The organism is Bavariicoccus seileri WCC 4188 (genome assembly GCF_000421665.1).
Lineage (GTDB): Bacteria > Bacillota > Bacilli > Lactobacillales > Aerococcaceae > Bavariicoccus > Bavariicoccus seileri.
In genome coordinates, this window is sequence record NZ_ATXL01000027.1 from 1 (window position 1) to 13637 (window position 13637).

The 13637-nt window shown below is 32.6% G+C and carries 19 protein-coding genes and 1 pseudogene; all 20 read left to right on the top strand.

Annotation, left to right across the window (positions count from 1 at the left end):
• Positions 1 to 117: pseudogene (locus H541_RS11870) on the top strand (metal-sulfur cluster assembly factor); the annotation flags it as partial.
• Positions 118 to 265: 148 nt separating this feature from the next.
• Positions 266 to 1225, top strand: a complete 960-nt coding sequence (locus tag H541_RS0106750) for a tyrosine-type recombinase/integrase (RefSeq protein ID WP_022796566.1) — start codon at positions 266 to 268, stop codon at positions 1223 to 1225.
• Position 1226: 1 nt separating this feature from the next.
• Positions 1227 to 1658 carry a hypothetical protein gene (locus H541_RS0106755; RefSeq protein ID WP_022796567.1) on the top strand — a complete coding sequence of 144 codons (432 nt, stop codon included), beginning with the start codon at positions 1227 to 1229 and terminating at the stop codon, positions 1656 to 1658.
• A gap of 760 nt (positions 1659 to 2418) precedes the next feature.
• Positions 2419 to 2610 (top strand): hypothetical protein, encoded by a 192-nt coding sequence (locus H541_RS0106760; RefSeq protein ID WP_022796568.1) that lies wholly within the window; start codon positions 2419 to 2421, stop codon positions 2608 to 2610.
• 13 nt (positions 2611 to 2623) lie between these two features.
• The gene (locus H541_RS0106765) at positions 2624 to 3838 is read left to right on the top strand and encodes a hypothetical protein (protein ID WP_022796569.1); all 1215 of its coding nucleotides are present in this window, start codon (positions 2624 to 2626) and stop codon (positions 3836 to 3838) included.
• A 4-nt stretch (positions 3839 to 3842) separates the two neighbouring features.
• Positions 3843 to 4028: a hypothetical protein gene (locus H541_RS0106770; protein ID WP_022796570.1), complete on the top strand. Its 186-nt coding sequence runs from the start codon at positions 3843 to 3845 to the stop codon at positions 4026 to 4028.
• A 48-nt stretch (positions 4029 to 4076) separates the two neighbouring features.
• Positions 4077 to 4862, top strand: coding sequence for a hypothetical protein (locus H541_RS0106775; protein WP_022796571.1), 786 nt, complete (start codon positions 4077 to 4079; stop codon positions 4860 to 4862).
• Between the two features lie 57 nt (positions 4863 to 4919).
• Complete coding sequence (locus tag H541_RS0106780) at positions 4920 to 5822, top strand: hypothetical protein (RefSeq protein ID WP_022796572.1); 903 nt, start codon at positions 4920 to 4922, stop codon at positions 5820 to 5822.
• Complete coding sequence (locus H541_RS0106785) at positions 5822 to 6037, top strand: hypothetical protein (protein WP_022796573.1); 216 nt, start codon at positions 5822 to 5824, stop codon at positions 6035 to 6037. Before H541_RS0106780 ends, H541_RS0106785 begins: the two co-directional genes overlap by 1 nt.
• A 255-nt stretch (positions 6038 to 6292) precedes the next feature.
• Positions 6293 to 6685, top strand: a complete 393-nt coding sequence (locus H541_RS11875) for a hypothetical protein (RefSeq protein WP_022796574.1) — start codon at positions 6293 to 6295, stop codon at positions 6683 to 6685.
• Between the two features lie 244 nt (positions 6686 to 6929).
• On the top strand, positions 6930 to 7289 hold the full coding sequence (locus H541_RS0106795) for a P27 family phage terminase small subunit (protein ID WP_033420844.1): 360 nt from the start codon (positions 6930 to 6932) through the stop codon (positions 7287 to 7289).
• Position 7290: 1 nt separating this feature from the next.
• A complete protein-coding gene (locus H541_RS0106800; protein WP_022796576.1) occupies positions 7291 to 9111 on the top strand; it encodes a terminase large subunit in 1821 nt (606 codons plus the stop codon).
• A 7-nt stretch (positions 9112 to 9118) separates the two neighbouring features.
• Complete coding sequence (locus tag H541_RS0106805; protein ID WP_022796577.1) at positions 9119 to 10333, top strand: phage portal protein; 1215 nt, start codon at positions 9119 to 9121, stop codon at positions 10331 to 10333.
• Positions 10334 to 10912 (top strand): HK97 family phage prohead protease, encoded by a 579-nt coding sequence (locus H541_RS0106810; protein WP_022796578.1) that lies wholly within the window; start codon positions 10334 to 10336, stop codon positions 10910 to 10912.
• Positions 10903 to 12162, top strand: coding sequence for a phage major capsid protein (locus H541_RS0106815; RefSeq protein WP_022796579.1), 1260 nt, complete (start codon positions 10903 to 10905; stop codon positions 12160 to 12162). The genes H541_RS0106810 and H541_RS0106815 overlap by 10 nt, the downstream gene beginning before the upstream one ends.
• A gap of 55 nt (positions 12163 to 12217) precedes the next feature.
• Complete coding sequence (locus tag H541_RS13410) at positions 12218 to 12391, top strand: hypothetical protein (protein WP_022796580.1); 174 nt, start codon at positions 12218 to 12220, stop codon at positions 12389 to 12391.
• Positions 12381 to 12656, top strand: coding sequence for a hypothetical protein (locus H541_RS0106825; RefSeq protein ID WP_022796581.1), 276 nt, complete (start codon positions 12381 to 12383; stop codon positions 12654 to 12656). The genes H541_RS13410 and H541_RS0106825 overlap by 11 nt, the downstream gene beginning before the upstream one ends.
• On the top strand, positions 12649 to 12954 hold the full coding sequence (locus tag H541_RS0106830; protein ID WP_022796582.1) for a phage head closure protein: 306 nt from the start codon (positions 12649 to 12651) through the stop codon (positions 12952 to 12954). Before H541_RS0106825 ends, H541_RS0106830 begins: the two co-directional genes overlap by 8 nt.
• Positions 12951 to 13307 (top strand): HK97 gp10 family phage protein, encoded by a 357-nt coding sequence (locus H541_RS0106835; RefSeq protein ID WP_022796583.1) that lies wholly within the window; start codon positions 12951 to 12953, stop codon positions 13305 to 13307. The genes H541_RS0106830 and H541_RS0106835 overlap by 4 nt, the downstream gene beginning before the upstream one ends.
• Positions 13304 to 13624 carry a hypothetical protein gene (locus H541_RS0106840; RefSeq protein ID WP_022796584.1) on the top strand — a complete coding sequence of 107 codons (321 nt, stop codon included), beginning with the start codon at positions 13304 to 13306 and terminating at the stop codon, positions 13622 to 13624. The genes H541_RS0106835 and H541_RS0106840 overlap by 4 nt, the downstream gene beginning before the upstream one ends.
• Positions 13625 to 13637 lie beyond the last annotated feature (13 nt).

A 13637-nucleotide genomic window follows, 5' to 3' on the forward strand; every position in this document is an offset into this window, starting at 1 on the left:
CTTAAAAAAGTGCCAGAGGTCAAAAGTTCTGATGTGAAACTTGTGTGGTATCCGGCTTGGTCGCCAGATCGTATGAGTCGTTATGCCAGAATGACACTTGGCATCTCAAACAGTTGATATGACAAGGTTTCTGAGGGGTTTAACAAGTTCAAATTTGGGGTATCTAAACCATAAAAATTAGAATTTAGTGTGGTATCCCAACATAAAATAAAAAAATAGTTTATCACTTTTCTTGTATACCTAATAAATCAAGGGAGGTGTTTTTTTGAATGAGCTAAGATTGCTAGAAAAAGAATTTTATTTTAACTGTGAAGCAACGGGATTACAAAACAAAACAATAGTAAGATATAGAAAGTGTTTTAATATCTTTCTAAAGTATTTAGAAGAGAAGTCAGACTATATAGAATTAGAGAGCATTACAGCAAATCAGATTAAAGCATTTTTGCTTAGCTTGAAGCACAAAGGCAGAGCAGAGAGTTATTTAAATACACACATCAAAACAATTAGAGCATTTTATAGATTTTGTGTAGACGAAGAGTACTTAGAACAATCTCAAAATGTTGCGCTGAAAGTTAAATTCTTTAGACAAAAGAAAACGATTATTAGAACATTCAACGATGATGAAGTATTGCAAATGATTAACGCTTGTGACAGAAGCAAATTTGGTAAGAAAGATTCACTGTTTAGCAAGTATTTATCACAACGCAACAAATTTATTATTATGCTATTAGCTGACACTGGTCTAAGATGTGATGAGATGTGTCACTTGCGAAATGATGACTTTTCTGAAAACTCAATATTCGTTGAAAGAGGCAAGAACAACAAAGAAAGACAAGTTTATACATCCTTGCCAGTTATAAATCAGTATTTTAAATATATGCGAATTAAACAGCTTTATTTTAAAGATAAGCTACATGCAGATTATTTGTTGCTGGGCGCTTATGACGGTACAAGGCTATCAGTTAATGCAGTTGAAGGATTAATTAAAAAATTGGGAAAACGGTGCAATATTAGAAAAGAAATAAGATGTGCGCCTCATGATTTTAGACACTATGCAGCGATTAAGCTATTACAGCAAACTGATGTATATCAGACTTCAAGAATCCTAGGACACTCGTCAACTAGAGTTACAGAGATATATTTGCGCAGTATGCAAACAGATCAAATCATAAAAAACACTAGAAATAAGTCACCACTTAGCCAATTAAAAAAAGGGAGATATTAAAATGACATATACTAAAATAATCAAAGCAACTAATAACTTATCAATCGACAACGCAATTTTTGGACAAGAACTATTTTTAATCTCTAACAATGAAAAAGATGAAGTAGCTTTACTAGATGCGTTAAAGAAGTATCTAAACACAAACGCAAATACGACAGGAGACATTAAAGAAGACTTGATCAGCATTTTGATTAACAGTGAAGAAGATCATGATAAACTTGCACAAGTATTAAAAGTAGACGACATATCACTAACGCTAGATCAAACGGTAACAGCATCTGATTTAAATTTTGAAGATAGTTTTGTTTATATAATAGAAGACAATAAAATAAAACAACTAACGCTTGCAGATGCAGAAGAAGAAGTTGAGATTGATAAAGATGAATTTGATGCGATTTTAGCAGAGAATGGTATCGACAGCAACAACTATTGACACAACAACAAACATATGATATAATGGATACATACAAAGAAGGAACCCCTGTTTTTTTAAGGCTTTTAGCAGAAATGCTAGAGGTCTTTTTTTATGTGTTAATATATATAGTCAAGCGATATACATCATAGAAATATTGTAATTTTATCTATATAGCTATTTTTTTAATTAGATTGATGCGGTATATCGCAGAGAACTTAAATCCATTTTGAGTAAATATTACTCAAATAGGTCACAAGCGTCAGTTTATTAAATAGAATATTGTAATTTTATCTGTATAGCTATTTTTATTAATATATAATTATGTAATTTTATCTGTATAGCTATTTATTTATTTCAAAAATATGTAATTTTACAGAAATAAGCCCGTTTTTGTGCACTAAGAAACAAAGACATATAAGAAACAAACACAATATAAGAATAAAGAAGAGAGTATAATACTCTAACTTCACTGCTGACGCAGTTCGTTTACGAGCATCTTAAATTGTCATTAAATAATAATTTATCTGTAACACATCTGTAACCAAAATCATTTCCACCCTGGCATACTTTTTGGCAATAATAGTGAAGGGGTAAATAATTTATTAAATAGTATGTCAATTGCTTTTTTGAATTATTTAATAAAAATTGAAAAACACAGTGTTATCAAGGGTTTATTAACTATTGACAAATTTTTAGATATATGTTATAATGAATGTATAATAATGAGAGACCAAAAACTTCACACAAAAGTTTGAAAAATATGCAGGGAGTTTTATAAATGAGACCAATTCAATATACAGCTTTTTATTGCTATGACAAAAAACTATCACTAATGCTAAAAGACAAAGGCTATACACGCTTAGCAGTTGCAACAAATCAAAGCTCTAATAATCAATTTGCTATTTATGTTAGAGACGAACAATTAGACAAAGAAATAAAACAATACTACAAAACAAATAAAATTAAATAGGAGATTAACAAGCATGAAGTCATTTTACTCGATTACAAATAAGATTTACGATTTACAAGATGCAACAGAATTTGATTATGCGGTAGCAGCAATGATAGCTACTTACAATTTACCTTTTTCAACAGATGAAGTTGTTGATGAAATAGAAACATTTACATTTACAGTAAATGAAATCTTCACAAGATTAAGACTTGACTATGATAACAAAACTTACTACACAAAAAAGATCAGAACATCAATTAAAAAATTACATGATGCAAATGTAATTAATATTTCAAACTATGATCAAATTGACTTTAACGATAATAGTAACGAAAACAACAACAATGAAATATTCTATCTTTCACAAGTTGTTGATGAAGCTGGCGAGTATGCAGGCTTTGCTTCATTGGTCTGTAAAGAGTTGATGAACGCTCTAGAGATACCTAAAATTTCTGATCGCATACAAGCAATTGCATTTTATGTATCTGTCAATCAACGCATCTTCCGTGCTAAAGCAGAAGACACAAAAGCAGATATTAGCAGATTTATTAACTGGGAATGCATTGCAACAATTGCTAACAAATACGGACGCAGTCGCACAATTGGTTTGAAGTCATTGCAACAGTTGCAAAAAGTAAAAGCTTTATCATTTGCTATTGTTAAGTTGAACGGTGCTTTAAAAGATGCAGAAAAAAGCAGTACAAAATATGTAATTAGCAGATACGAATACAACAACAGTTTAAACGCATATGTAAACGAAAAGCTAAAAGAAGGCTTGTACAAATCAATTGTTGCAAATGCTGAATATTTACAAAATGATGAATTAAAAGACGACAGATACTATTACAACGAAGAAGATAAAGAGGCGTTTAATAGTATGAAGCGTGTTAAAAAGGTCGCTACAACGCAATCTGATGAAGATGAGACGATTGTAGAAAGTACTAAAGAAGATACTAAAGAAGAAGTTAATAATATAGAAGAAACAGAACAAAAAATAGAAAAGGAAGATGAAGAATTGGTAGACAAAGAAATAGAGCAAAAACAAAACTTTGATGATTTCGGCGACTTTTTTGCTAGTGAATATGACGATGTGATTAACAAACAAGAACAAAAAGTTGAGTTAGTTGATAGCGCAAAAGTTGTACAGTTTAAAAAAGTTGCAAATGAAGAAATTAAAGTTGAAAAAAATAAAGAAGATTTAGAAGCGAGAATGAAAGCAACGCTTGCAAAAATGGAAGGAAGATAAAAAAATGACTAGAGAAGAATTACTTAAATATGTTAAAACAGAACAAGCTAAGTTAGATGCAGACATCAAAAAACGAAAAGAGGCAGACGAACAACAAGACAAACAATTAGATGAACAATTTAAAAATATGCAAAAGCAAATAAATGAGTTAAAAGTCGAAATGGACGAACTTAAAAATAGAATGAAGTAAAAAAAATAAGGGGCATCTTCTGTTTAAAAAAATAGCAGAGGTGCAAAAATGCAAGAGTATCAAAAACAAGCAATAGAACTAGTAAAAAACGAAAAAATTAAAGAGCGAGTATTTAAAAATGATGGAAGTTGGTCAGTTAATAAAACATGTGCAAAAGCTAATATTGAAAATATGTATAAATGTTTTGAAGCAATGTATTTGTTCGATAATTTACTAGAAAAATATAACGAAGTGCCAAATCAAGATTTTTATGTTGAAGAATATATTAAGTTGTATAGACAAAAAATAAAAACTAATGATCCTTTTATGTTTGAAGTTGGCGATGACTTTATAAATAGTTGCATTAAGTGGCGAGCGGATAGAGCTTATAAAGCAGCGATAATTGAATTAGTAACACAGGCACAATTAGAAAAAATGGGATATGAAGTAATCGCAGACAAATATTTGGACTGGGTCATGGGCGTTGATATAGTAGCTTTTAAAGCAAGTAAAATGTGGTTAATACATATCACAAAAGACACAGATTTTAGCAGAGAAAAAATGACTAAAAAGGGAAGTTATAGCGGTTTTAAAATTAACAAACAATCAGTAAAATTTAGACGAGATTTTACTGAACATGTTGCGCTGTATTATCAAAATGAAGAGTGTAAAGCAAACACAATTGAAAATGGACTACCATTTTTTAGATGCAGATACATCAGACAACAGTTAAATGATGATAAAGCGATAGATGTTAATGACGAAGACAACGAGCTTAATCGTTTTGTAAAACGAATAAATGAAATTGAAGAATATAGTTTGATGTCAAACAAATTTACATATGTTTTTATGTAACATATAACAATAAAAATAAGGGGCATTCTTTTAATAAATCAGAAAAGAGTGCAAAAAATGAAAAAAGAAACAGAATTAAAAAATGAAATAATTGAAAAGTTGCTAAAGTCAAGATGGTTAAATGTTTATACTAAAAAGTTAAATAAAAAATTTGGTAAGTATGCGACAAAAACAAATGGAATTGAAAGTAATCCTTCAAAAGATTCGCTAATCTCGAATTTATGGGAAAGTTTAGAAATATACAATCGCAATCACAGTTTAACTGATGACTATGACAAAATTGAAAAGTATTGTTATCAAAAAGCTTATACAATGACAAGTGATGAATTTGTGAGTGAAACTGGCAAATTTCGATATGGCAAAAAGAAAGAGTGGGTACAAAGACAAGTTGAGTTTGATGATGTCAAAGCGAATCAAATAGAATGCTGGGACGAGTATCCAGTTGAAAATGGGTATGTGTATACAGATAACGAGACTGTTAATAAAGCATATGCGATTGATATATTAGAAAAGCATTTTACTAAGTCGCAAGCAGTGTTTTGCAAGTCAGTTTTAACTTTGGGGACTAAAGCAACGAGAAAGAATTTTGAACTGACAAAACAGACTTTTAACAATCGTTTTAATCGGACAATTAGAGCGATTGAGAAGAAGAGACATTTGTATATTGATGAAGTCGTAACTGAAGCAGAAAAAGAGATCAATGACAAATTAGAATTGATTGACAGAGTTATTAAGTATGTTGAACAAGAAAATAGTAATGAAGTGCAGTTGTTTAAGTTGCTGTTGAATTTATGGGATAATGAATTGAGATATTTATACTTTGAAACTTTTGGGGATTATGAAAAAGAATTAGCATTGATGAATTTTAGAAATAATGACGGACGAAAGCAAGCATATAAATTAATAAACGCAGTTTATGCAGAAAGAGATCAATTGAATGATTTGCTGAGGTGTGCGTAATGCGTGAAGCTTTAAAGTATATAGACGAACAAATAAAAGAGACTAATACAGCAATAGCAGCAGTGTATCTAGCTAATAAGTTTTTTGATATTAAGAAAGATGATGAAGCAATTAAAAAGGCTAGTTTAAAAGTTGAAGCGTTAAAAGAAGTGAGATTGAAAATATTAGAAGATATTGCTTATAATAGCGAATATGAAGAAGTTACAATGTTATGAATAAAATGATTGTGTTTGTAGTTAAGATGTTGTTAAAGTATGTAGACTATTTAAACAAACACATGATATAATAGTTGTGCGATATTAATAGTGAGAGTGTGCAGAAGCATGCTCTTATTTTAATTTTAATGATAAGCGTAGTATATAATATAGATGATAACTTTGCGATGTGTTGTTAGAGAGTGTGCGATTGCATACTCTTTTTATTTTGCGTTTAAACTGTATTAGTGTATTAATACAAAGGATAATGATTATATGAGATTAACGAATAACAGAGAGTTCTATCTATCGAACAAATGGCAGACTAAACAACGAAGAGTGTTGAGAAGAGACGGATACGAATGTCGAGAAGCGAAACGATATGGCAAAGCTAAAACGGCAGAGATGGTACATCACATATATGAGATAGAGTATTATCCAGAATTGGCTTTTGAAGATTGGAACTTGATTAGCTTATGCAATGGTAATCATAACAAGATGCATAATAGGACTGCAGACACAGTGACGAAGCTGGGGTTATATTGGCAAGAGAAACGAGCAAGTGAGTTCGTTGATTATTACGCTGAGCATATCGAATGTGTCGATGAGATTGTAGTCGAGAAGATGAAGCAGCTGAATGTGTATCAGATGTATGTCGACAAGATATAGAATATACAATATAATATCTTGTATAACAAAAGTAATATACAATATATTTCTAAAATGAAATAATATATGATAATTGAAAAAATATAATTAATAATACAGAATAGCCGAAAAGGTTGATATGACAACAATATCCCCGCCACTAGAAAATAATATATTGTATATTAAGGGAGACCGAGCAAGGGGATCATTTCCAAGTGTACAGGCTATGAGAATAAATTTTTGAAGAAAGCAGGTGAAAATTGACTTGAAAAACATACCAACTGTCGAAACTATTAAGCGCAGAACTGTTAAGAACATGAAAGAGTTGGGTACTTACAAAGTTCAGTTTTCACCTATAATTTCACGCTATGCTGAAACGGTGTGGCAATACAATTTATTGTATAGACGATTCGAACAATCTGATTTTGTCGTAGAAGTTGCGACAGGAGCAAGTGGTGTAAAAAAAAGTCCGATTGTAGCAACGCTGGAAAACTTACGGAAAGACTTAACGACATACGAAGATCGTTTGTTACTTAATCCTAAATCGCTTAAAGATAGCGATAATAAAACTGATAATGAACCTTCAGCATTTGCAAAATTTCTAAATAGTTCTGGAGTTGATTGATATGAATATCTCTCATATCACTTCCGACAATTTTAAAGTAGCAATTAAATATGCAGAAGATTTAGTTAGCAAAAAGCGAATAGCTTACGAAGATGAAATCTTATCAGCACAACGATTTTTAGATGATTTGAAGTCTGACAAATGGGATTTTAAACAAGAACAATTCGACTTCATAATAGGCTTAATCGAAGGCACAATCACACATGTTCAAGGTCAAGATTTAAACGGTAATGATTTAGCACACACACCGTTAAAATTAATGCCGTTTCAAAAATTTATCATAGTGAATCTGTTTGGGTTCTTTGAAAAAGATTCTAAGATTAGAAGATTTAATGAGTCATTAATCTTCCTCCCGCGCAAACAAGGTAAAAGCTTATGGGCAGCTAGTTTAGCATGGGCAAAAGGTGTTCTTGATAGAAAATCTGGTGCTAAGACTTATATAGTTGCAAATAGTCTAAAGCAAACACAAGAAAGCTTTGGTGACATAGTTAAGAACATTGAACATTTAAAGAAAGATTTGAAGAAGTTGCGAATTCGTGACAACAATCAAGAACACTCAATTTATGCTGATTTTGGTGATGGTTCATCTGAAATATTTGCAATAGCAAATCAAGAAGATAAGCTAGATTCTTTAAACTGTAACTGTTTAATTCTTGATGAACTTCACAGTTGGAAGCGAGCAGGTGCCAAAAAATACACACTGATGAAGAATGCCATGAAAGCATATCGAAATAAGCTATTAATCGGCATCTCAACCGCTGGCGATGTTCCAAACGGTTTTTTAGCGCAACGCATACAGACACTACAAAAAGTTTTAAAAGGTCAGATTAAAGATGATACTTACGATTCATATTTCATTTATATGTGTCATGTCAAACAAGACAAAAAAGGCAACATCTTAAATCCTCTAACAAGCGATATAACAACCCCAGATGACCCACAAGTTTTAGAAGCAGTGACACCATCTTTAAATGTCACAACCACTTTAAAAGAATTAGTCGCAGATGCAAGACAGGCGATGAACGAACCTCAACTTAAAAACGAATTTTTAAACAAAACATTAAACATATTCACAACTGCAGATAATGCTTATTTTGATATAGATGAATTTAAGTATTCAGATAGTAACTTCAATTGGAAACTAGAAGAACTAGCTAAGCTACCAATAATTTGGTATGGCGGTGCTGACTTATCTAAGTTACATGACTTAACTGCCGCAGCTTTATACGGAGTGTTAAAAAATTATACTTACAATATTGACGGTCAAAAAGTTACTAAAGATATTGACATCGTTATCACGCATGCGTTTTTCCCTCGTGCGAAAGCAATCGAAAAAGCAGAACAAGATAATATACCTTTGTTTGAATGGGAAGAAGAGGATTGGGCAACACTATCGAATACATCAACTGTATTGTTTGACGATATTGTCAAATGGTTTTCAGACATGCGCAAATTAGGTTTTAAAATCAAAGAAGTCCACTTTGATAAGAAATTTGGTCGTGAGTTCTTTTTAAAAATGAAGCAAGCTAAATTTAAAATGGCTGATGCTCCACAATATTTTTATCGCAAAAGTGAAGGATTTAGACACATAGAACAAAAAACTAAATTGGCTGAGTTCTATTATTTACATTCAAGAGCTTACGAATATTGTATCAGCAATGTCAAGGCAATAGAGAAAACTGATGACATGATTCAATTTGAAAAAGTGCTACCGAATCAACGAATTGACTTATTTGATGCTTCAGTCTTTGCATGTTGTGCAAGTCTGGAAGGTAGCGAAAAGAAAGCTAAAAACAAGTCAGCTATAAATAACGCAGGCTAAAAAGGCGGTGAACAAAAAATTAATGGGAATTTTTAATTTTAATAAGAGAAATACAGAAGAAAGTCAACAATCCAAAGTTGGCTATTTTTTAACCAAAGATGCAGAAGATTTGTTGGTGAGCGGTTATACAAGACTTGCAGACAATCCAGAAGTCCAAACCGCAGTTAATCAGATTGCTGATCTAGTGAGCAATATGACAATTCAACTGATGCAGAACTCTGAAAAAGGCGATGTAAGAGTCAAAAATGATTTATCTAAGCTAGTAGATATCAAGCCAAACGGCTATCAATCACGAAAGAATTTCGTGTTTTGGATAGTCAAAACTCTACTGATTGGCGATGGCAACGCAGTTGTATTACCAATTTCACGAAATGGGAAAGTAGTTGAACTAAGACCACTAGCATCATCTAAAGTTAGATTTATTTACGATGTGAATCAAGATTTTAACTATGTGATTGATTATGAAGGTAGGCAATACCAACCATCAGATGTTTTGCATTTTGCAATTAATCCAGATGAAAATCGGCCATTTTTAGGCACAGGCTACAGGGTTAGTTTGTCTGATGTTACGCATAATTTAAAACAAGCATCAAAAACTAAGCGCTCGTTTATGTCATCAAATTATAAGCCTTCTCTAGCAATCTATGTTGATAGCGATTCAGATTTAGACGAAGAATCACGACAAAAACTAGAAGATAAATATATGAAGCGTTCAAACCCGAATGCGCCTTTAATGCTTCCAGATGGCATGTTAAGACTAGAACAAATTAAGCCTCTGACATTAACTGATTTAGCATTGAACGATGCAGTTAAAATTGATAAACAAACGGTAGCAACCATTTTAGGTATTCCACCTTTTGTTTTGGGTGTTGGAACTTATACAAAAGACGAATGGAACAATTTCATTAATACAAAAATTATGAGCATTGCACAAGTCATTCAACAAACACTCAATAATTTAATCGTTGAAGATGACATGTATTTCAACTTTAACGCTAGAAGCTTATATAACTATTCACTGACTGACTTAGTTAATAGCGGTACAGCATTAGTCAAAGTTAACGCTATGCGAAGAAATGAGTTAAGAAATTGGCTATCATTACCGCCTGACGATGAAATGGATGATTTGCTAGTTTTAGAAAACTTCATACAACAAGCTGATGTAAGTAAGCAGAAAAAGCTAGTACAAGATGAAAATGAAGATTTGAAAGGTGGTGAGTAAATGCAAAATGAAAGACTCACCCACCAATTTCGATCAATTGGGAAATTGAATACAAGAGATGAAGCCAGTGATGAATACAAAATCAGTGGTTATTTTATTGTCTTTAATTCTGAAACGAAACTTGGCGAAGGTATGTTTGAAGAAGTAGCTCCAGAAGCATTAGTAGATGTTGATTTGTCTGATGTTCGTGCGTTAGCAGACCATGACACCGCTAAGGTTTTAGGTCGAACAAAATCTAGCACATTAGAATTATCAGTTGATGACAAAGGTTTGTACGGAGAAATCTCTATTAATCAAAACGATACAGATGCAGTTAATTTATACGAGCGTGTTAAAAGAGGAGACATTGACCAATGTTCTTTTGGCTTTGACATTTTAGAAGAAGACTATGAACAGCGTGAAGATGGTATGAAATGGACAATACGAAAAATTAAATTATTTGAAGTATCAGTTGTAACATTTCCCGCTTACGAAGATACGGCAGTAAGCGCTCGTTCACAACAAGTTAAACAAATCGAACAAAGACAACTAGAACAACGAAAAGCAAAATTGAAGGAGAGAATACAAAAATGGCATTAAGAAAATTAATTTTAGCTAAGAAAATTTCTGAGCGCTCAAGCAAAATTGAAGCTTTACGAGCAGATGAAGACAAGCTAAAAGACGAAGAAAAAGAAGTAGCTAAAGCAGTCGACGAAGCTGAAACTGATGAAGATATGAAAGTCGTGGAAGATTCAGCTGACGAATTAGAAAAGAAATTAGATGAAAATGCTAAAGCTATTGCTGATCTAGAAAAAGAAAAAGCTGAGTTAGAAGCAGAATTAGCAGACATCGAAGAAGATCAACCGAAGGCAAAAACTGAAGAAGATGAAGAAAAAGGAGAAGAAAGACAAATGGCTAAAAAAATTAATACTCGTGATACAGGTGTAATGTCTATTCGTGAATCATTACAAGTTGATGAAGTTCGTTCATTCTATCAAAATATTGCTAATGCAATGACTGAAAAACGCTCATTGACTGGCGATGAAAAGGTAGTTCCACAAATCGTAGTTGACCGAATCGAATCAAAATTAGGTGACTACTCAACTTTACTTGCAGAAGTTACTGTAGAACAAATCGGTGGTACTGGCCGTGCAGTAATCGCTGGTGACATTCCAGAGGCTGTTTGGTTTGAGCTAGGTAAAAAAGCACTGGCAGAATTAGAAGATGAGTTCAAAGGTATCGAAGTAGACGGCTTTGGTTTAGGTGGATACTTGCCAGTTCCAAACATCATTATCGAAAACTCTCTCATTAACTTAGCTGCTCATGTTGAAGATCGTTTAGCTAAATCAATTGCTAAAGCATTAGACAAAGCAATTTTAAAAGGTGAAGGACTTGCTAAGAAACAACCGATTGGGATTGTTCCTTCAATTCCTGAAGAAAATAAAGTTGAATCTGATGGAAATGTAGCAGATTTGATTGCCCAACTTGGCTTGGTTGACACTGACGGCACAGGCGGAGAAGTGGTAGCAGTCATGAATCGCAAGACATACTACTCTAAAATCGTTCCTCAAACCTTAGCAGTTGCTGCTAACGGAGTCTTAACAGGTTCTTACGCATTGCCATTTAGAGTTGTATTGTCTGCATATGCTGACGATAACACCGTAGTCTTTGCTGATTTGAAACAATACTTGTTATCTCAACGGTCTGCTATCCGTGTTGAATCGTCTACTGATGTTCAATTCACATCTGACAACACTGTATTCAGAGGCGTTGGCTACTTTGATGGCAAACCAATGAAAAATAATGCATTTGCATTAGTAACAATTACAGATACACCAGCTGAAGCGTAGTCAGTAGAAGGGATTAATTTCCCTTCTTTATTTTTTATGAAGGGAGTCATGAACTTTGAAGTATAAAGTATTAGTAGATTTTACAGATAAAGAAACAAAACATATCTATTACAAAAACGATAAATATCCTTTTAAAGGCAGAGCCAAAAAAGCTAGAATTGAAGAATTATTATCTGATGAAAATCTTAGAAATAAACCTTTAATTGAGGTGGTTGAAGATGAAAGTTGAAGACATTTTAGCGCTAGTCAAAGCTACTTTAGGATATAAAACAACCGTTCGTGATGAACTGTTAACTCATACAATTAAATCTGTGATTGATGAATTAGAACAAGAAAAAGGTATTGCACTAGATGCTACTAATTCTGCACATGTCATGTTTGTATGTGATTTGTCTGTATTCCGTTATGAAAATCGTGGTGGCGGTGTATTGCCTCGCAATCTCGAATACAGATTGCGTAACTTAATTGTGAAATTTGGTGGTTCAAATGTTTGATTTAGAAGTCACTTTACTACATCAAGACGGCTTCACAGAAAATAAAGTTGGCGATAAAGTTCCGCTTTATAAAGAAATAGAAATATTTGCAAAAGAATTACCTATTTCTCGATCAGAATACTACTTTGCAGGTCAAGCTAATATTGAAATAAGTCGCTTAATCGTGATTCATCCGTTCGAATATGCGAATGAAAAAATCTTAAAAATTGAGGGTGAACAATATTCAGTTATCAAACAATATAAAGTTGACAACGAGAATCTAGAGTTAACTCTTAAACAAAAAGTGGGCAATAAATGATGGATGATTTAGCGAAACAAATCTTAGAAGCGCTTGAAGATTATAGCGAAGAAGTCGAAGAAATAGTTGAAGATGAAATTGAGAATGTAGCTAATGAAGCCGTTAGCGAACTTAAAGCAAACAGTCCGAAGCGCAAACGCAATGGTGGAAAGTATGCTCGAAGCTGGCGCAAGACTAAAGTTAAAGATGGTTATTCTGTGCATAACACGAAAGCTGGACTAACACACTTGTTAGAAAAAGGTCATGCTAAGCGCAACGGTGGTAGAACAAAAGCTATGCCACATATTGCGCCAGTTGAACAAAAAGTTATTCAAGACTTAGAAGAAAATATAAAGAGGAGGGTGCAGAAGTGAAGCTAATAGATTTTAGAAAATTACTAGAGCAAACTGATTTAACAGTTCAATACAGAGCTTTTAAAGAGGGCCAAGCACCTCACCTTCCTTATATTTTATTTTATGAAGAAGACAATGGCGGCACAATCAAAGCTGATAATTTTAACTATTATCCAGTGAAAAATGTGACAGTTGAGCTGTATACAGACGAGAAAGATTTTGAGTTAGAAGAGAAATTAGAAACAATATTTGATGACAATGGGTTTGAATATGACAGCTATGAAGCATATTTAGATACAGAAAATATGTTTGAAAAAGCATATGAAATTACAATTTGAAGGAGAAAAAATA